The organism is Caballeronia sp. LjRoot31 (assembly GCF_964253885.1).
Lineage (GTDB): Bacteria > Pseudomonadota > Gammaproteobacteria > Burkholderiales > Burkholderiaceae > Caballeronia.
This window is the reverse complement of the sequence record NZ_CAXURX020000002.1, coordinates 1,388,857-1,407,884: the sequence shown is the minus strand read 5'-3', so window position 1 is coordinate 1,407,884 and position 19,028 is coordinate 1,388,857. Positions and strand designations below refer to the sequence as shown.

Here is a 19,028-nt window from a genome sequence, read left to right as displayed (position 1 = left end):
CGATGGCGTTAAACACTGGATCTTTCGAATCGATTCTCGCGATGATCGTAGCAGTTCTGTTCGCGGTTGCCGGGGTAGTCAATCTCGCCGGACGCGGCGCGGTGAAGCGCGACTTCGCACGCTGGGGTTACCCGGCATGGTTTCGGTTGCTCTGTGGCGCTTTCGAGTTGCTCAGTGCAGCACTTCTTTTTGGACAACAAACCAGAGTTTTAGGCCTGACGTTGGCCGGCGCGATCATGGTTGGCGCGCTCTTCACATTGCTACGAAATCGGGAACCGTTTCAACATCTCGCCCCGGCGCTGATCTTCTCGGCTCTCGTTGTGGCTACGTTGGCGCTCCGCGGTTGAGGCTTACTCGTCACCAGGCGCGTGAGCCCGGGACGCTAACAGCCCGTGCGGGCAATCCATGCTGCAGGTACTTGAAATGCGCACACGGAATAGCGGCATTGGAGCAACGCCAATTTGATCACGTGCGTCATGTGTCTGCTTTTTGTTGCGATGGCTGGGCGCTCCGGGTTGCCCGCCGCAGATCACCGGTTTACGTGCCACGGCAAACGGCCACTCATGCAGGGGGCAGCGAGCGCGACCCTTTCTAACCGCGGTCTCGGGCGTGGGACAGCGCTGGACGCCGAGTGTTCATTCGGAATCTCCTGGGTTGGCGAGGCGAGCGCGTAGTTCAGCGTTTTCAGTGTTGAGCTGAGCCAGGCGGTCGCGAAGTGGGCCAACGACCTCGGCAACTTCCTGCTCGGTGAAGCGCGGCGTGATGTGCTGCGGGCAATTCCAATCGAATGTTTCCAGACGCAACCGGAAGATGCGTTCGAGCTTAGCCCGGTAGTCGGGCACAGTGACAAGTTCGGTCAGTGCAGGGTCATCATCGAGCGCAAGGGTTTCCACCCGCGCATAGACCTTGAGCCGCGCGCGGTGGGCGTAGTCCATCAGGAACAGGCAAGCCCGATCATTCGCCGCAAGGTTGCCGGTGCTGATGTATTGGCGATTGCCACGATAGTCGGCAAAGGCAAGCGTGTGTTCATCGACGAGTTTCAGGAAGCCGCGCGGGCCACCTCGATGCTGGACATAAGGCCAACCCGTCTCTGAAACCGTCGCCATGTAGAAGCTGTCGCGATCGGCAATGAACGCGGCTTCGTTCTCCGTGAAGCGGTCGAAGTCGCGGTGTCCCTTGAAGTCCTGCCACATGCGATCGGCGCCCATCTTGGCCTGCACGGTCCGGACGCTGGGCGTCACGGCGACATCGAGAAAGCCATAGGACATGACGAACCTCCGCTGCTGGAAATAAAGCGGGCCCGGGGGCTGCGCCGCCCTGGCCCGATTGGCGTCACGCGGCTTCTGCCGCTCGCACAACGGGAAAGTCGATTTCCGTCTTCGCGACTTCGTTGAGGTAGTTCGTGAAGCTGTTTTCCGCGACCAACGCGACGATCTCCACAACCTGAGCGTCGGTGAAACCGGCATCGCGGACAGCCTTGATATCGCCATCGCTGACGTGGCCGCGCTCCTTCGCCACCTTGGCGGCGAACTGGACGGCCGCGTTCGCCTTGGCGTCGCCGGACTCGCCCTTGCGGTTCAGCGCGATTTCCTCTGGGCTGATCTTCGCCAGATTCAGACCGAGATAGGTGTGAGCTGACAGGCAGTAATCGCAACCGTTTACTTGGGCGACGGCCAGCGCGATCCGTTCGCGGGTCTTCATGTCGAGGGTTTTCGACAGCGCGCCCTGCAAGCCAGTAAAGGCGCTGAGCGCGGCGGGGCTGCTGCCGATCAGACGGAACAGGTTCGGCACGACGCCGAGCTGCTTGTGAACGGCATCAAGCGTGGGCCTGGAGGCTTCCGGGGCGGCGTCAAGGGCTGGAATCGAAATGCGGGACATGGGGACTCTCCTTTGGGATGCGCAAACCGGAATTGGTTCGGCTGGGAAACATCATCCTGCTTTTCACTTCCATAGATAATCCGGTAATCTTGGGAATCATTTCACCGAAAAATGGGAGGATGGATGGACCGCTTTGAGGCCATGTCGATGCTGGTGACCGTGACCGAGACCGGAAGCCTTTCGGCAGCAGGACGTGCTTTGAAGGTGCCCTTGGCAACGTTGAGCCGGAAAATCACGGACCTCGAAACACTCCTGGGCACGCGCCTTCTGATCCGCACAACACGCAAGCTCATGCTGACGGATGCAGGCATTGCGTATGTCGCCGCTGCGCGGCGCATTCTCGAACAAGTTGAGGAAGCCGAACGGGAGGCTGCTGGCGAATTCACTATGCCAAAGGGCGAACTTGTCATTACCGCGCCAATTCAGTTAGGTCGACTGCACGTCCTGCCCGTGGTGGCGGACTTCCTTGCCCTGTTTTCCGAAATCAACGTCCGCCTGATGCTGACTGATCGCAACATCGACCTGATCGACGCTCATGTTGATATGGCCGTGCGTGTCGGAAAGCTCCCCGATAGCGCGATGGTGGCGACACAGGTTGGCCTTATGCGTACGGTGGTGTGCGCAAGCCCCGCGCTCATGGGCGGGCGTGGTGTGCCTCGGACCCCGGACGATCTGCTGAAACTGCCGTGCGTCGCCGTCGATACGCCGTTGCCTTCGCCCGATTGGCGCTTCAAGGCGCCAGGATCGGGAGCCACCTTTGATGTTCCTGTTGTGCCGCGTCTGTCCGTGACGACGACGGAGGCTGCAGCACAAGCCGCGATCCGCGGCGTGGGGATAACGCGGCTACTGCACTATCAGGTTGCCGAAGCGGTCGAGGCGGATGCGCTGCGCATCATCCTCGATGCATTCGAACCGAACCCGGTGCCTGTGAACCTTGTCCATGTTTCGCGCGGACAGATGCCGCTCAAGATGCGCCGCTTTCTTGACTTCGCCGCCCCGCGCCTGCGCGATGTGTTTGAAAAGGTCGCCGCGTCGGTCGGGCCAGTGTAGCCGCCCCCGGGGCTCTGTAGCAAATAGCGGAAATTGTGGAGGAAGCTAATTTTGATAGGATGGCTTATTGATCCGAGAGGACCGCATTCCAAACGGTCGGCGTAGCGCTGTCTTTAAGGTTAAGCGTCACGAGATAGGCGATGTATCAGCTCGATGCCTGAAATCCTGGTTGCGGCGCTCCTGAACTGCCTGAAGCCAAGCACGGCCTTCGTCCGGGACTTGATGTTGCGGTGGTCTTGATCGATCAGCTTGTCCACGCTCTTCAGCTTACTCGTCATCGGCCATCAATTCGCATAGCCCGGCGACTCTAACCCATTCACTGCCTCCATTTGAAAGCGCATGATGTGATTAACGAAAATATCGCCGGCGTCGATACTAATAAGCGGTCTCTTCGTCGTTTCGCTCACCGGCTGATTTCCGCTTCCTTTGAAGTGAAGGAGATCGTTCGGTCAAGCGAACCGCTGCGTCCTTATCCGGAGAGCCGGCGGCGAATAGCCGTCGATATTCGGCCGGCGTCGTTTGCTTCGTGGTCCTGAACTGCCGATTGAAATTGGCGACGTTCGCGAAGCCCGAACGAGCAGCGATGACAGCAACGGGCAGGGTGGTATCAGCTAGCATTCGGCACGCATGACCAATACGAACCCGGGTGATATACCGACCGACGCTCTCGCCGATATGCTGAACAAAGTAACGCGCGAGCGTGCGTTCCGACAGGCTGGCGGCCGCGCAGAGCTCTGACAGGCGCAGCGGCTCGGCAAAGCGGGCGTCGATCATCGAAAGGACCCGGTTGATCCGTTCGGGCTCGTGACCCGATGGGCCGGCGGTTGGATGGTTAAAAGCACTCGGTGAGGCCAGCGGCTGGCCCGGCGCGTCGGCGAGGGTGCACAAAATATCGAGGGCGCAGCTAAGGCGCTCGCGCGCCCCACTTGATAGTAATTGCTCCAGGCGGCCGTGCATCGATTTACCAGCAGGCGGCTCGAAGGCCAGCCCACATGCGGCCCTGCGTAACAGCTTGCGCAGCGGTTCATATTCGGGGCAACAATCCGCCATACGCCGTGCCCAATCGCCGTCGAACCAGATAACGATGGCGACCTGTGGCGAGGATGGCTCGATCGAACGATTCGACGCCCAGGTGTGCGGGAGATCTGGCGGCACGAGCACGAGATCCTCCGCCTCGTATTCATTGACAGAGTCGCCGATATAACGCTTGCCATGACTGTTCATTGTCAGCGTTAACTCGTACTCCGGATGGTGATGCCATTCGAACGGAATACGCGGAAGCCGCCGATGGTAAACCCGGAGCGAACAGTCCTCGCCGAACTCGACATGTTCATAGGCTGGCTTCATGGCTGAAAGCGCAAATAGATTGTCTGAATAGTATCACCAAGGCGCGCACGCACGTCATATGCTCGGGCATATCAAATGGAGACAATCATGGCGTTGATCATTGACGATTTGCCGGCCGCAATCCGGCAAGCGAAAAAAGAGTTGCGCGCGGCGTTGCCGAATTACCGAGCGGTTTTCGCCGAAGTCGAAGAAGCGATTAGCGCCGAGGCGAAGCGAATTTCCACGCAGCGCGATCGTGGAGAAGCCGTCATTCCCGAGATCCAGTTTTCCGACATTACCGAAAACCGTGTCACCGCGGACCAGATCGCGATCGTCAAGGCGCGCGGCGCGTGCGTGATTCGCAATGTCTTTCCCCGCGCGCTGGTGCAAAACTGGGACGAGGACATTGCCCACTATGTCGAGCGTAATAATCTCGACAAGCGGCTGGAAAATCGCGCCGAAGACAAATACTTTGGTCAGTTGGCGTCCAGCAAGCCGCAGATCTACGGCGTGTATTGGTCGAAGCCACAAGTGCTGGCCCGTCAATCGGAGGCACTGACCGAGGCGCGTGTGTTCCTGAACCGACTGTGGCGCAATGAGAGCGAGGGGCGCGTGCACTTCGATCCGGAGCGCGTGCCTGTATACGCCGATCGTCTGCGTCGCAGGCCGCCGGGCTCCGCGTCGCTTGGCTTGTCCGCGCATTGCGACGGCGGGTCGGTCGAGCGCTGGATCGAAAGCAATTTCCGAAAGGTATATCGCCACGTGTTTGCGGGCAACTGGCGAGACTACGATCCGTTCGATGCAGCGTTCCGGCCTGACGTGCAGGAGATCGCGTCGCCCGCCGTGTGCTCGATGTTCCGCACCTTCCAGGGCTGGACTGCCTTGACGCCGCAAGGACCAGGCGACGGCACGCTTCAACTCGTGCCCATCGCCAATTCGATGGTGTACATCCTGCTGCGCGCGCTTCAGGACGATGTCGCAGAGGACGACCTATGCGGCGCCATGCCCGGGCGGGCGCTGTCGATCAAGCCGGAATTTCACGCGCCATTGTTCGAGGCGCTGTCGTCGATCCCCAAAATGGACGCGGGCGACACCGTGTTTTGGCATAGCGATGTGATCCATGCTGTTGAAGACGAGCATAGGGGGGCGGGATACAGCAACGTGATGTACATCGCCTCGGCGCCTGCGTGCGCCAAGAACGACGCTTACCTCAAGCGTCAGTTGCCAAGCTTCCTTAAGGGTGAGAGCCCGCCCGATTTTCCTACCGACCATTTCGAAGTGGATTTCACCGGACGCGCCACGGCTGACGATCTGACAGCGCTCGGCAAGGCGCAACTTGGGTTTGACCTGTAGATCGGCAAAGATGTCTGTCACGCATGAAATCGAGCACGCGCGTTCGCCCTAGCGGCGAATGCGCCGCTCGATCAATAACTAAAACTTCGGAGACTGCAATGAAACGATCACTGACATCGGTTGCGGCGGCTGTTGCGCTGCTCGTGGCTGGAACGCATGCCGTACTTGGCGCCGAACAGCTTTCGGTACTGCACTGGTGGACTTCCGGAGGAGAATCGAAGGCAATCCGGGTGCTGAAGGACGATATGAGCAAACAGGGCTACGAGTGGAAGGACTTCGCCATAGCGGGAGGAGCGGGCGCGGCAGCCATGACGGCGCTAAAGACCCAGGTCATCGCGGGCAACGCACCGTCGGCCGCGCAGATCAAGGGGCCTCTTATTCAGGACTGGGCCGCTCAGGGGGTATTGGTCAATATAGATCAGTCTGCTACCGACTGGAAAGCGCATTCGCCAGCGCAAATAGACAGCTCCATGAAGGCAGGGGGTCACTATATCGCTGCGCCATTCTCTGTACACCGAATCAATTGGTTGTGGATTAACAAAGCCGACCTCGATAAAGTCGGCGGGTCGGCGCCCACGACGTGGCCGGAGTTTTTTGCGCTCGCCGACAAGTTTCGCGCAGCGGGTATCACGCCCGTTGCGCATGGCGGCCAGCCTTGGCAAGACATGACGATCTGGGAGACCGTGGTGCTTTCTCAGGGACCCGATTTCTACAAGAAAGCCCTTGTTGAACTCGACCAGAAAACGCTGACCTCGCCGCAGATGGTGCAGGTGTTCGAGACCGTCCAGAAGATCCGGACTTACTTCGACAAAGGCTACTCTGGCCGTGACTGGAATCTCGCGACGGCAATGGTTATTTCCGGCTCGGGCGGGATGCAATTCATGGGCGACTGGGCGAAAGGGGAGTTCGCAAATGCGAACAAGAAGGCCGATGTCGACTATATCTGCGCAGCGGCGCCCGGTACGGCGAATGCCTACACGTACACCGTGGATGCGTTCGTGTTCTTTCAGCAGAATGGCAAAACGGAGGCGACTCCCGGGCAGCTTGCACTCGCCAAGACGATCATGTCGCCTGATTTCCAGCAGCAATTCAGTCTCTACAAGGGGTCAATTCCCGTCCGGCTGGATGTGCCCATGGACAAGTTCGATGGCTGCGCCAAGAAATCACGCGCAGACGAGCAGGCCACGATTAAATCGGGGGGATTCCTGCCGTCGTTGGCCTTCGGCGAACTTCAGTCATCGGTTACTGCTGGCGCGATTACCGACGTCGTAACGAATTTCATGAATTCGAACGAGGATCCGAAAGAGGGGGTGCGCAAACTTGCCGTTGCGGCGAAGGTCAAGTAAGCGGGAGCTTCGCGTGAACCAGGCTTGAATCGAATATCTATACTCATGGCAGCAACCAGTTGCATGGGACCAGAGTAAGTGCTGAAGCACTAACTCTGGTCGACAAAGGAGACGAGGATGGATCCGGTAGCAAAACGTAAATGGCCGCGTTCGGGGCTCAAAACAACCGTAATGGGCTTTGGCGCCGCGCCGATCGGCAACATCTTCAGGCCTATCAGCGAAGAGGATTCGGCTGCCTTGATCAAGGCAGCATGGGACGCGGGCGTACGCTACTTCGACACCGCACCCATGTACGGCCACGGGTTGAGTGAGGCACGCTGTGGCCAGGGGCTGCGTTGGTATCCGCGCGACCAATATGTGCTGTCGACCAAGGTTGGACGCCTTCTGAAACCCCGCAAGCGCGCCGAGATCAACTTTGAGCCGTGGGTTGACGGGCTGCCGTTCGAATGCGTCTTCGACTACAGCTATGACGGCACGATGCGGTCGATCGAAGACAGTCTGCAGCGGCTTGCGCTGGAACATATCGACATCGCGCTGATTCACGACATCGACGTATTTACACACGGGAAGCGTCAGCCCGAGATGTTCGAGGCAGCGATGACAGGTGCGGCGAAAGCACTGCTGAAACTTCGTGACGAGGGTGTTGTGAAGGCCGTGGGGATTGGTGTCAACGAGTGGCAAGTCGCGCATGAGGCGATTCGCCGGCAAGACTTTGACTGCCTGTTGCTGGCGGGTCGCTATACGCTGCTCGAGCAGGACGCGCTCGACGGTTTTCTGCCACTGTGCGAAGAGAAGCAGGTGTCGGTGATTCTCGGTGGCGGTTACAACAGCGGCATTCTGGCGACCGGCGCGCTGCCGGGTGCGAAGTACAATTATTCGCCTGCGCCAGAAGCGATTCTCGAACGGGTGCGCAAGATCGAACAGGTGTGCCGGGAGTACTCGGTGCCGCTCAAAGCGGCAGCCCTGCAATTCGTTCTGGGCCATCCCGCGATCCCGACCAACATCCCGGGCGTGCGGACGGTTGCACAATTGGAAGACAATCTGCAAACCTTCCGGACTGACATTCCATCGGCGTTCTGGACCGAACTAAAGCGCCGCGAGCTGATCCGAGAGGATGCGCCGACGCCTCAATAGCGCCTGGCTCCAGACTGCACCGGCTGTAGATGAATTCCGCCGGTGCATCGCTGATCAAGTATCCGAACAACACCATCGGACAGGATCATCGGTCGAGCTTGCTGGAAGCACGCCCCGGTATACGCTCGAAGGAAGCGACCCTTCAGTCTGCGAACTACAGCGTCGGTGCCGCTCGCGCGGCGTACTTTCCGACCCTCCTGCTCACGGCCGATGGCGGTTTGAGCGGCGGTTCGCTATCACATTTCCTGACGAGTCCGTTTGCCAGCCTCGCGACCGCCCTTGCCGTACCCATCTTCGATGGCGGCGCGTTGCACGGCGAGCTTCATGCGAACCAGGCGGCCGTGACCAAGGCGTGGCGGACTACCGGCAGACGATCGTGACCGCGCTGCAGGACGTTGAAGATTCGCTGACGGCTGCGCAGCAACAGCAGCTTGCGGAAGCCTTCGACCAGACCGCCGCCGACGCAGCGCGCCAGGCCGCGACGCTTGCCGAGGCGCAGTACAAGTTCGGCACAGTCGACTTCCTGACCGTACTCGATGCACAGCGCACGCTGTACCAGGCAGAGGACACGCTGGTGCAGGCGCGACTAGGTGGCGGCCGGATCAGCGCGGCGCAATACCAGTACACATTGCAGGCGCCTGACGTCAACTTGTTAAATCATTGGGCACAGGTGATGACCCAGCGGCTTTCTGCGTTGCCGGAACTGACCGATGTCACTTCGGACCAGCAGGCGTCGGCGACCAGCGCCACCCTGGTGATTGATCGCAGCACGGCGTCGCGTTTCGGCATTACCGCGCAAGCCATTGACGACACGCTCTACGACGCGTTCGGCCAGCGTCAGGTCGCAACGCTGTTCACGCAACTCAACCAGTATCACGTCATAGAAGAAGTGGATCCGAAGTTCCAGTTGACGGCCGATGCGCTCGCGCACTTATACGTACGTTCTCCGCTCACCAATGCACTGGTGCCGTTAAGCACGCTCGCGAAAGTCGAGAACGGCGTGTCGCCGATCTCGGTCAATCACCAAAACTTGTTTCCCTCTGTGACTATCTCGTTCAATCTCGCTTCGGGGCAGTCGCTGGGTAATGCCGTGAACGCATTCATCGGGCAGAGGTGGCGGTGGGCAAGCCGGACTCGCTCACCGGCACGTTCCAGGGAACAGCGCAGGCGTTCCAGGCGTCGTTGAAAAACGAGCCTTGCCTGATACCTGCCGCGCTCGTGGTGGTGTACCTGATACTCGGGATCTTGTACGAAAGCGCAATTCATCCACTGACCATCATTTCGACCTTGCCATCTGCCGGTGTGGGCGCGTTGCATCGCGCTGATGTCATGCGGCCAGGATCTGTCGATCATGGGCATGATCCTGCTGATCGGGATCGTGAGGAAGAACGCGATCATGATGATCGACTTCGCGCTGGTTGCTGAACGGAAACAGGACCTGTCTCCCCACGATGCAATCCGCGAGGCGTGCGTGCTGCGGTTCAGGCCGATCATGATGATGACGCTGGCCGCGTTGTTCGGAGCTTTGCCGTTGGCGCTCGGCCATGGCGCGGGCGCGGAGTTGCGGGTGCCGCTCGGCATTGCAATTGTTGGCGGCTTGATCGTCTCGCAGATGCTTACACTGTTCACCACGCCGGTAGTTCACCTCTGGTTTGACCAGCTCGCTCAGCGGATCGACCGCAAGCGCGGCAGCGGTGTGGCGAAGCAAGGCGTGCCGGTTCAGGTTCAGTAGTGGATGTGTACGCCTGCCGGGCTCGTTGGTGAGTGGCGCCGCGGCAGGCTATCCAGGGCTATCGTGACACCCAGCCGCGCCGGATCAACGGTCCGAACAGCGGCCGATACGCAAGCATTGCGGCTCGCACAACCGGGGCCGCAAACCAGCGGCCCGTGAGCGCACAAAGCCAGGCGCTGATTCCAGAGACGAGCGCTGCGCCGGCTATATCGAGCGGGAAATGCACTCCGATATAGATTCGTGCCCACGCCATTGGCAGGCCAAGGAGCGCGAGTACCCAGCCCGCGCGGCGTGCTTCGGGATGCATCGCCAGACTAAAGGCAACCGTCCACAGGAACGTCAGGTGGTCGCTGGGAAGCGATGAATCCGCTCCATGCGCGATCAGCGTATGCCCCAGGCCAATCATGAAAGGCCGCGGATGCGGCCACGTCAGGCCAATGATCTGTGCGGCCAGCAAAGCGACCAGCGCCGACGCGCTGGCCTCGATCAGACGCTCGCGCACGATGTCGTTTCCACGCAGCCAGCACACGACCAGTGTCGCGGGCACGAGCCAGATAGCGTACTCGCCGAACAGCATGGCCAATGCCACGGTGACAGACTCTGGCTGAACAGATGCGTTGATCAGTAAGAACAGGCTGCGGTTCAGTGCTTCCATAGCGGGCGATAGATGAGTGAATGATGGGTGAATGATAGATAAGCTTATCGTTTCAGGATTAGCTGAGCCTTATGAACGCGGGAATGCAGGTTTCAACGGTGTCGAAGGAAACGCGTGGTGACAGTCAGCGAAGCTGATCTGAACACCGGATTCGCTCCGTAAAGCGGGACCTCGACGCGCGGCGAAACCGCAAGCCACGCAGATAACAAGCTTGTAATCGTCGCGTCAGGATGTAGTCACTACGCGTTGCGCAAAATGAAGTCCTGTTCTTCGCTGTTTCGCTGTTTCTATGTATCGCGGTGAAGAGCATGAAGAGCACGGGCTTCAATCATGGTGGCTGGAGCCACATCCGACGAGGTTTTTATCATGAAAAAATTTATCTGCGCAATACTGTCTGCAGTTCTGATTGTTCCAGCCGTTTCGTTCGCACAGGCCACCAACGGTCCGGTCACGCGAGCCCAAGTGCGCGCGGAACTTGTTCAGTTGGAGCGTGCGGGCTATCAGCCCGCAAGCAAGCAAATTCATTATCCCGACGAGATACAAGCGGCGGAACAACGAGTGCAAGCGGCCAACAGCGCGTATGCATCGGAGAGCGGTGCGCAGGGAAGCAGTGCCGCAACATCGGCTTCGGGGTTGCCAGGCCAAGATGCAGCGAACTAAGGCCGGGCGAGCGGTCAAGAGGATCGCTGGCCGCATCATTTCAGTCGATGCGGCCTTCGCGCTGCTTCAGATGGAAGCCGGCGCAACAGGGGCGAAATCACCCCATCGTCTTGATGTCCACAGCGCAATAACGCCTGATCCGGGTCGGACGCAGGCCGGCACTGTCGACCATGTTTCTATCCTGACGCGGGACTTTCAGTTTTCTTCGAAATCATGCCGACAGCTTGCCATCGCCCGGCGTGAGCGCTGCCACGCTCACGATCAAACCCCCTCCGTCGCGGTTGCTCACATCGAGCTTAGCCCCGTGCCGCCCCGCAATGCTCGATGCAATCGCGAGACCCAGCCCGCTGCCCGAGCCCTGCGTACCGGTACCGCGATAGAACCGGTCGAACACCCGGTCCAGTTCATCGGGCGCAATGCCCGGACCTGTGTCTGTGACTTCAACGCTCACGCCCTGTGGATCGCGCGCGAGGATCACATCAACCTTACCGCCCTCGGGCGTATGGCGAATCGCGTTATCGACCAGATTGTTCAACAGGATACCCAGCGCATGTTCATCGCCCATTACCACATAGTCGTCCGATGCATTGCCCGCCCGCTCTTCCAGTCCGAGATCAATGCGCTTGGCCTCCGCCAGCAACGACAGATCACTCACGGACCGCTCCGCAAGACGGCGCAGACTCATGTGCGTCATGGAAGCCGCGCGGTTCGCGTCCTCACGAGCCATCGCTAATAACTGATGGGCAAGGTGAATGATCCGGTTCAGCCGTTCCTCAAGACGTTCGAGCGTCTGGCCATCGCCTTGCAACGTCCCGTCGCGTCGTGCCGCCTGAAGTTGCAACTTCAATGCGGTTAGCGGCGTACGCAACTCGTGCGCCGCGTCGGCAACAAAGATCCGCTGCGCCTGCGACGCGTCGCTTAAACGCAGCAGCAAGTCGTTCAACGCATCGACCAGTGGACGGATCTCCACGGGTACCCGTGTGCCCACTTGCAACGGTTCAAGCGAGTCAAGCGAGCGCCGCGATAACGCCCGCGACAACCCACCGATCGGCGCAAGCCCCCGAGCCACGACAAACAACACCAGCGCAATGGTCACCGGCACCACCAGGGCCAGCGGCCACAACGTGCGCCAGGCGAGCCGCAGCGCAAGATCTTCGCGAACGGAGAACGGCTGCGCCACCTGGATGTACCGATCCGACTGCTGCAGGCCAAACACGCGCCATCGATATTCACCGCGTTCAATCGACTGGAATCCTTCAGCGATACGCGGTAACGCCGGCTCCTTGAGCGAGTGGTAAACAAGCTGGCCTTGCTTGTCCCAGATATCGATTGCAATCAGGTCGTCGGCTATGCCGTCGAACTCGTGGCTGCGCTGCTCAGCAGCGTCGGCAGTGGCAATATTCGCGGGCAACGACAGCGCGACGGTGCGCAGTTCGTAGTCGAATAACTCGCCCGCTTCGCGGCGCGCGGTGTGAAAGATGCCGTAGGCTGCCACTAGCGACGTGGCGGCCAGTCCGAAGATCAGCCAGCCGAGCAGCCAGCGGCGGATGGATGTCATTCGATTCCCTTGAGCCGGTAGCCTACGCCCCGGATCGTCAATATCTGCTCAGCGCCAATCTTGCGCCTGAGACTGTGGACATGCACCTCAATGGTATTGCTGCCCACTTCCTCACCCCATCCGTACAGCTTCTCTTCCAGTTCCGCGCGCCTGAATACGCGTGTGGGCTCCTCGATCAGAACCTGAAGCAACGCGAACTCGCGCGGCACCAGCGGCAACGGCACACCGGCCTTGCTCGCCTCGTGCGAGGCGGGATCGAGGGCAAGTTGGCCATGTGTATAGATGGGCTGCTTTTGTCCGGTACGACGTCGCAGCGCCGCGCGCACGCGTGCGGCGAGTTCGTCGAGATCGAAGGGTTTCATGAGGTAGTCGTCGGCGCCTGCATCGAGCCCGCGAACGCGGTCATCCACGGCATCGCGTGCGGTCAGGATGATGACGGACGCCGCGCCGCCTGCCTTGCGGTACGTGTTCAACACCTGGATGCCATCGCGTTTCGGCAAGCCGAGGTCGAGCAGCACGAGGTCGTACACCCCATTGCCAAGCGACAGCTCGGCGGCGCGGCCGTCCGCCGCCCAATCGATCGCGTAACCCAGCCGGCGCATGGAGTCGACCACAGTCTCGGCAATCATCTCGTCGTCTTCCACCAGTAATAGCCGCATCGTGAAGTCTCCCCGTTCCTACCAACAAGTATCGAGCATGAATTGTCGGCGGCAGGTGCTTAAGCGTTCCTTAAGCACGGGCTTCCTAGAATCAATCGCTCCTTCGATGAATCTTGCCCGTTCACTTTCTTCGCCCTGGAGCCAGCTTTGCCTGTATTCACCGCCCCGAGTGTGTACCTGTACAAGCTAGTTTGCGCCGGCACGTGCCTGGCGCTGCTCGCCGGCTGCACCTGGTATCACCGCGAACCGCTTGCGCCGCGGGATACATCAACCACGCTCACTACGCTCTCACGCGTGCAGATCGACCCGGCGACCATGCCCCTGCCCGAGCTTACTGCACATCGCTTCGATCCCTCGGACGGCCTCGACATGGAGGAGGTCGCCATGCTGGCCGTGGCGAACAATCCCGATCTCAAGCTCGCTCGCGACGACCTGGGTATTGCGCGGGCACAGGCATTTTCGGCAGGATTGCTGCCCGATCCGCAATTAGCCGTGTCCAGCGATTACCCAGGCATGGAAGGGGCGACGCGTGCGTTCAATTATGGCTTGACCATGGACGTGCTGGCGATCTTCGCGCGTGGCGCGAACAAGCAGTCGGCCGACGCAACTGTTGCAAAGACAGATCTGGGCCTGCTCTGGCAGGAATGGCAGGTCGTGGCGCAGGCAAAACAACTGTTCATCAAGGCGCGCTTTCAAGAGGACACGCTGCCGTTGCTGCAGCAACAACGCAATTTGTCGCGCACGCGTTATGAACGCATGTCCGATGCCCAACGCGAGGGCAACCTGACCGAAGACACGCTGACCGCTGCCCTGACTTCGTATAGCGACGCGCGCAAGCTCTATACCGATGCTGAACGCGCGGCCGAGCAGACGCATCATGACCTGAACCAGCTGCTGGGTTTGTCGCCCGACGTGCAATTGCAGCTCGTGGGCGAGCCAGAAGACGCGCCACTCGACGACACCACCGTGAATAGCGCGGTCGCCGCGCTGCCGCGCCGGCGGCCCGATTTGCTGGCCCTGCAAGCGGGCTACGAGGCGCAGGAGCAAAAGTATCGTGCGGCGATCATGAGCCAGTTTCCGTCTCTGACCGTGGGGTTTGACCGTCAACGCGATACATCGAATGTCTACACGTCAGGATTCCAGATCAACCTGAGCCTGCCCATCTTCAACCGCAACCGCGGCAATATTGCGATCGAGCAAAGCACGCGCCAGCGCCTGCGCGATGAATATCAAAACCGCCTGAACCAGGTATTCGCCGACGTAGCTCATCTGCGTGCCGACGACGCCATTCTCTCGCGCCAGCTCGAGCAGACCGAAGCGGCGCTGCCCGGGACGGAGCGTGCGGCACGCGACGCGAGCGGGGCTTTTGCCGAGCACAACCTGACGCTCGGCGCTTACACGGATGCCATGTCGGCCGCGCTGACCAAACGTGTGGATATCGCGACGCTTCGCGAATCGCGGGCCGAACAGCGCGTTGGCTTGCAAGCGCTGCTGGGCAGTGCGATCCCCGACGCCTTTACTTCCGACCTGAACCTGACCGAAGCCCATGCAAATTAACCGGCTTTCGATGCACGCTTGCATCGCCCTGTGTTTTTGCTTCAGCGTTTTCTTCGAAGCAAACAACGCTCTTGCCGACGACACCGTCGTCGCTGTATCGACCGCCCCGGTCCAGCGCGCACCGATTGCGCAACCGGTGCGCGCGTACGGCATCGTCGCGGCATCGGCGGCTAACCTCACTTCAATCAACCTGCCCTACGTCGCGCGGATCATGCAACTGCACGTGCAGACGGGTCAGCCGGTCAAGCGTGGCGATCCGCTGTTTGTCGTGCAGGCCGACCCTGCTGCCGTGCTAGCCGCCACGCAGGCAAGAAGCGCCGCGACACTGTCCGACGGCGAGCTCGCGCGCACCCAGTCGCTGTTCGACAAGGGCCTTGCCACCGCCTCGCAACTGGCTGCCGCTCGCAAGGCGGCCCAGGATGCCCGCGAGGCGCTGGCGTCGCAGGCACAGAGCGGGATCACGAGCGGAGCCAAGGTCGTTGCGTCGCCCATCGACGGCGTGGTGTTGCAGACCTCGGTGGGACAGGGCGACCAGGTTCAGGCAGGTGCGCCGATCATGCGGCTTGCCGGCGCGGACAGCGGCCGGCAGACGCGCGGCAACGTGATGCTGGCGGTCGAACCCTCGGACGCCATCAACATCCATGCCGACGATGAGGTCCGCTTGCGGGGCTTGTCAACCTCGCTCGCGAAGGTCTCCATGACCGGGCGCGTGGTCCTGGTGGGTGCGTCCATCGACCCGCAAAGCCAGCTCGTCGATGTGGGCGCGAACGTGCCGCTCGGCAATAGCGCCTTCATTCCGGGCACGCACGTGGCTGCCGATATCGATACGAACCGCGGCATGCACTGGGTCGTCCCGCGCTCGGCCGTACTCAAGGACGGTCACGGCGATTTCGTGTTCCAGGTCGCGTCCGGTAACAAGGCGCATCGCGTGAATGTGGTGACGCAGATAGAGGATCGCGACCGCTACGGCGTCGACGGTCCGCTCAATGCGACGCAAGCGGTGGTGGTCAGCGGCAACTATGAGTTGAAGGACGGCATGGTGGTGCAAGGCGGGGGAGGCGCACCACGATGAAATTCGGCCAATGGATGCAGGCTCACCGGCGCTCATTGCTGTTCGTGATCGGGTTGCTCGCTGTGGCCGGCGCACTGACCGCGTTCCGGCTGCCGATATCGCTGTTCCCGAACGTGGCGTTCCCGCGCGCCGTTGTCTCTCTCGACGCTGGCGACCGTCCCGCCGAGCAGATGGCGACGCTCGTCACCATGCCGGTGGAAGAGGCGCTGCGGCGCGTGCCCAACGTACTCGATGTCGAGTCGAAGACGAGCCGCGGGTCCGCTGAGATATCGGTGAACTTCGACTGGGGCACGGACATGGCGCAGGCCACGCTGCAGGCGCAATCGTCGATCAGCGAGATCCTTGGTACGTTACCGCAAGGCACGTCAATGCAGGTCCGCCGCATGGATCCGACGGTGTTCCCGGTCCTTGCCTATAGCCTGACGTCGAAGCAGCAATCGCTTTCTACACTGCACGATCTGGCGCAGTTCCAGATGCGGCCGCTGTTGTCGTCGGTGGAAGGGGTGGCGCGCGTGGATGTGACAGGCGGCGCGACCGACGAGTTCGAAGTGGCCGTGGACCCCGCCCGGCTCGCGGTCTACAAGCTCTCGCTCGCCGATGTATCCAAGGCGATCGGCGCGAGCAACGTACTGATGGCGGCCGGCCGGATCGAGGATCACTACAAGCTCTACCTGGTCATTGCCGACGCGACCATTACGAAGCTCGACGATCTGAGGAACGTGGTGGTATCGGCGAACGGACCCACGCAAATCCGGCTCGGCGATATTGCCACAGTGCGCGCAGGCGTCACGCCGCAATGGATGCGCGTGACGGCCGACGGGCAGGACGCGGTGCTCGTCAACATCTACCAGCAACCCGGTGCGAACAGTGTCGCCATGGCGAAGGCGATCCGCGCGAAGCTGAGCGCATTCCAGTCGCAGATGCCGCCGGGCGTGCGCCTCGCCAACTGGTACGACCAGAGCGAGCTGGTGACTGCTGCGGCCACGAGCGTGCGCGACGCCATCATGATCGGCGTGGTGCTCGCCGCGCTGACGCTGTTCGCGTTCCTGCGCAACTGGAAGATCACCGCGATTGCGGTGGCGCTGGTGCCGGTCGTGATGGCCGCGACCATTCTCTTGCTCGATGTGTTCGGCATGGGCTTCAACATCATGACGCTCGGCGGCATGGCGGCCGCGGTGGGCCTGGTGATCGACGACGCGATCGTGATGATCGAGCACATTGTGCGGCGCATGCGCGAGGGCGGCGCGAACGCGTTTCATGGCCGCGTGATGGCAGCCGCGCTCGAATTCACGCGGCCGCTTGCCGGGTCGTCCGCGGCGACGCTGATCATCTTCGTGCCCCTTGCTTTCCTGTCCGGCGTGACCGGCGCGTTCTTCAAGGCGCTGTCCGTCACCATGGCAAGCGCGCTCCTCATTTCGTTCATGGTCACCTGGCTCGCCGTGCCCATCCTCTGTGACCGATGGCTCAAGCCGAAGGACGCGGAGGAGCACACCGAGACCCGTCTGGCGACGTGGATGAATACGCGTTACGCAATGCTGATCGACCGCGTCAGCGCACGGCCCGCGCTCGTCCTGATCGGCCTCGTACCGCTTGTTATTGTTGCCGCGTTCGCTTTCACCCGGGTGGGCAGCGGGTTCATGCCGACCATGGACGAAGGCGGTTTTGTGCTCGACTATCACACCGAGCCGGGTACATCGATCAGCGAAACCGACCGGCTGATGAAGCAGGTCGAGGCGATTGTCAGTGCGAATCCGAATGTCGCCACTTACTCGCGGCGAACCGGCGCAGGCTTGGGCGGCGATCTGAACGAGCCTAACCGGGGAGACTTTTTCGTGCGCCTGAAGTCCGGCAAGCGCGAGCCTATCGAAACCGTGATGGAGGAGATTCGCTCGAAAGTGGAAACAGACGTGCCCGGGGTCAGTATCGAACTGGCTCAACTGATGGAGGACCTGATCGGCGATCTGACCGCGGTGCCGCAACCTGTGCAGATCAAGATTTATTCCGACGACCAGATCACCCTCAACTCGACCGCGCGGAACGTGGCGGCGGCGATCGGCAAGGTCCAGGGCGTGGTGGATGTGAACGACGGCATCAATCCCGCCGGTGACGCGCTTGAACTGCGCATCCGGCCGGATGCGGCGGCGGCCGAAGGCATGGACTCGCAGAGCATCGCGCAGGCCGTCTCCGACATGGTGCAAGGCAATATTGCCACGCAGTTCCAGAATGGACCGAAGACGGTCGGCATTCGCGTTCGGGTGGCCGGTGCGCTCGCACTCACCGATACCCAGCTCGGCCAGTTACAGATCCGCGCGCCGGACGGCCATCTGTTCGCGCTGGATCGCGTGGCTTCGCGCGTGACCGTGACGGGCCAGCCGGAAGTGAGCCGGGACAACCTGAAGCGTATGGTGGCGGTGACGGCGCGTATCGATGGGCGCGACCTCGGCTCGACCATTGCCGACGTGCAGAAAGTGCTTGCTACGGCCAAGCTGCTGCCCGCCGGCGTGTACTACGAACTAGGTGGTTTGTATCAACAGCAGCAGATTGCCTTCAAGGGGTTGATGACCGTATTCGGCGCGGCCGTCGCGCTGGTATTTGGCCTGCTGCTGTTTCTCTACGAGCGTTTTCGCATTGCGCTAGCCGTGCTTGCGATGCCCTTGCTGGCAACCGGAGCGGTGTTTGTCGGCCTCTGGGTCACCAGCATAGAGCTCAACATCTCCGCGATGATGGGCATGACGATGATCATCGGCATTGTCACGGAGGTGGCGATCTTCTATGTATCGGAGCTGCAGGGGTTGATGCGCGATGAAGAGATGCCGCTCGATCGGGCTTTGATAGAAGCGGGCCGGAATCGCTTGCGGCCGATTGCCATGACGACTATCGCGGCCATTCTTGCGTTGCTGCCGCTGGCGTTTGCACTGGGCCAGGGATCGGCCATGCAACAACCGCTGGCGGTAGCGATCATTTCCGGTTTGATGGTGCAGTTGCCGCTGGTGCTGCTGCTGTTGCCGGTATTGTTGCGGTGGCTGATGAAACCGCGGCGCTGATGGA

19 protein-coding genes and 1 pseudogene are annotated in these 19,028 nt (G+C 61.0%); 13 read left to right on the top strand and 7 right to left on the bottom strand.

All coding sequences use genetic code 11. From position 1 onward, the window contains the following. Positions 1-2 precede the first annotated feature (2 nt). Positions 3-347 (top strand): DoxX family protein, encoded by a 345-nt coding sequence (locus ACSQ8V_RS24715; protein ID WP_436207449.1) that lies wholly within the window; start codon positions 3-5, stop codon positions 345-347. A 288-nt stretch (positions 348-635) separates the two neighbouring features. On the opposite strand, the gene ACSQ8V_RS24710 is transcribed toward ACSQ8V_RS24715, so the two are convergent. Both ACSQ8V_RS24710 and ACSQ8V_RS24705 read right to left on the bottom strand, forming a co-directional pair. Beyond that, positions 636-1,358: a pyridoxamine 5'-phosphate oxidase family protein gene (locus ACSQ8V_RS24710; RefSeq protein WP_436207448.1), complete on the bottom strand. Its 723-nt coding sequence runs from the start codon at positions 1,356-1,358 to the stop codon at positions 636-638. Next, positions 1,333-1,878: a carboxymuconolactone decarboxylase family protein gene (locus tag ACSQ8V_RS24705; protein ID WP_436207447.1), complete on the bottom strand. Its 546-nt coding sequence runs from the start codon at positions 1,876-1,878 to the stop codon at positions 1,333-1,335. The genes ACSQ8V_RS24710 and ACSQ8V_RS24705 overlap by 26 nt, the downstream gene beginning before the upstream one ends. Before the next feature lie 141 nt (positions 1,879-2,019). Between ACSQ8V_RS24705 and ACSQ8V_RS24700 the strand changes: the two genes are divergently transcribed. Further along, a complete protein-coding gene (locus ACSQ8V_RS24700; protein WP_436207446.1) occupies positions 2,020-2,928 on the top strand; it encodes a LysR family transcriptional regulator in 909 nt (302 codons plus the stop codon). Between the two features lie 64 nt (positions 2,929-2,992). Here the strand turns inward: ACSQ8V_RS24700 and ACSQ8V_RS24695 are convergent. Both ACSQ8V_RS24695 and ACSQ8V_RS24690 read right to left on the bottom strand, forming a co-directional pair. Further along, a pseudogene (locus ACSQ8V_RS24695) lies at positions 2,993-3,191 on the bottom strand (IS6 family transposase); the annotation flags it as partial. A gap of 112 nt (positions 3,192-3,303) precedes the next feature. Then, a complete protein-coding gene (locus ACSQ8V_RS24690; RefSeq protein ID WP_436207445.1) occupies positions 3,304-4,275 on the bottom strand; it encodes a helix-turn-helix domain-containing protein in 972 nt (323 codons plus the stop codon). An 87-nt stretch (positions 4,276-4,362) separates the two neighbouring features. Here ACSQ8V_RS24690 and ACSQ8V_RS24685 point away from each other — a divergent pair, with 87 nt between their 5' ends. From ACSQ8V_RS24685 to ACSQ8V_RS24655, 7 genes are all read left to right on the top strand, one after another. After that, on the top strand, positions 4,363-5,607 hold the full coding sequence (locus ACSQ8V_RS24685) for a DUF1479 domain-containing protein (RefSeq protein ID WP_436207444.1): 1,245 nt from the start codon (positions 4,363-4,365) through the stop codon (positions 5,605-5,607). A 98-nt stretch (positions 5,608-5,705) separates the two neighbouring features. Beyond that, positions 5,706-6,953, top strand: coding sequence for an ABC transporter substrate-binding protein (locus ACSQ8V_RS24680; RefSeq protein WP_213768833.1), 1,248 nt, complete (start codon positions 5,706-5,708; stop codon positions 6,951-6,953). A 117-nt stretch (positions 6,954-7,070) separates the two neighbouring features. Continuing rightward, positions 7,071-8,087, top strand: a complete 1,017-nt coding sequence (locus ACSQ8V_RS24675; protein WP_436184312.1) for an aldo/keto reductase — start codon at positions 7,071-7,073, stop codon at positions 8,085-8,087. A gap of 29 nt (positions 8,088-8,116) precedes the next feature. Continuing rightward, positions 8,117-8,467: a TolC family protein gene (locus tag ACSQ8V_RS24670; RefSeq protein WP_436184311.1), complete on the top strand. Its 351-nt coding sequence runs from the start codon at positions 8,117-8,119 to the stop codon at positions 8,465-8,467. Beyond that, positions 8,440-9,273, top strand: a complete 834-nt coding sequence (locus tag ACSQ8V_RS24665; protein ID WP_436184310.1) for an efflux RND transporter permease subunit — start codon at positions 8,440-8,442, stop codon at positions 9,271-9,273. Before ACSQ8V_RS24670 ends, ACSQ8V_RS24665 begins: the two co-directional genes overlap by 28 nt. Continuing rightward, the gene (locus ACSQ8V_RS24660; RefSeq protein WP_436207443.1) at positions 9,201-9,512 is read left to right on the top strand and encodes an efflux RND transporter permease subunit; all 312 of its coding nucleotides are present in this window, start codon (positions 9,201-9,203) and stop codon (positions 9,510-9,512) included. The genes ACSQ8V_RS24665 and ACSQ8V_RS24660 overlap by 73 nt, the downstream gene beginning before the upstream one ends. Further along, complete coding sequence (locus ACSQ8V_RS24655; protein WP_436184308.1) at positions 9,412-9,819, top strand: efflux RND transporter permease subunit; 408 nt, start codon at positions 9,412-9,414, stop codon at positions 9,817-9,819. Before ACSQ8V_RS24660 ends, ACSQ8V_RS24655 begins: the two co-directional genes overlap by 101 nt. Before the next feature lie 58 nt (positions 9,820-9,877). On the opposite strand, the gene ACSQ8V_RS24650 is transcribed toward ACSQ8V_RS24655, so the two are convergent. Continuing rightward, complete coding sequence (locus tag ACSQ8V_RS24650; protein WP_436207442.1) at positions 9,878-10,474, bottom strand: undecaprenyl-diphosphatase; 597 nt, start codon at positions 10,472-10,474, stop codon at positions 9,878-9,880. Positions 10,475-10,840: 366 nt separating this feature from the next. Between ACSQ8V_RS24650 and ACSQ8V_RS24645 the strand changes: the two genes are divergently transcribed. After that, positions 10,841-11,134 (top strand): DUF4148 domain-containing protein, encoded by a 294-nt coding sequence (locus tag ACSQ8V_RS24645; RefSeq protein ID WP_436184307.1) that lies wholly within the window; start codon positions 10,841-10,843, stop codon positions 11,132-11,134. A 211-nt stretch (positions 11,135-11,345) separates the two neighbouring features. On the opposite strand, the gene ACSQ8V_RS24640 is transcribed toward ACSQ8V_RS24645, so the two are convergent. Continuing rightward, on the bottom strand, positions 11,346-12,692 hold the full coding sequence (locus ACSQ8V_RS24640) for an ATP-binding protein (RefSeq protein WP_436207441.1): 1,347 nt from the start codon (positions 12,690-12,692) through the stop codon (positions 11,346-11,348). Then, complete coding sequence (locus tag ACSQ8V_RS24635; RefSeq protein ID WP_436207440.1) at positions 12,689-13,351, bottom strand: response regulator; 663 nt, start codon at positions 13,349-13,351, stop codon at positions 12,689-12,691. Before ACSQ8V_RS24635 ends, ACSQ8V_RS24640 begins: the two co-directional genes overlap by 4 nt. A gap of 147 nt (positions 13,352-13,498) precedes the next feature. Between ACSQ8V_RS24635 and ACSQ8V_RS24630 the strand changes: the two genes are divergently transcribed. Genes ACSQ8V_RS24630 through ACSQ8V_RS24620 form a run of 3 tightly spaced genes read left to right on the top strand, consistent with a single transcriptional unit; the run spans position 13,499 to position 19,024 of the window. Continuing rightward, positions 13,499-14,908 (top strand): TolC family protein, encoded by a 1,410-nt coding sequence (locus ACSQ8V_RS24630; protein ID WP_436207439.1) that lies wholly within the window; start codon positions 13,499-13,501, stop codon positions 14,906-14,908. Beyond that, entirely contained in the window at positions 14,898-15,980 is a 1,083-nt protein-coding gene (locus tag ACSQ8V_RS24625) for an efflux RND transporter periplasmic adaptor subunit (protein ID WP_436207438.1), read from the top strand. Before ACSQ8V_RS24630 ends, ACSQ8V_RS24625 begins: the two co-directional genes overlap by 11 nt. Beyond that, entirely contained in the window at positions 15,977-19,024 is a 3,048-nt protein-coding gene (locus ACSQ8V_RS24620) for an efflux RND transporter permease subunit (protein WP_436207437.1), read from the top strand. Before ACSQ8V_RS24625 ends, ACSQ8V_RS24620 begins: the two co-directional genes overlap by 4 nt. Positions 19,025-19,028 lie beyond the last annotated feature (4 nt).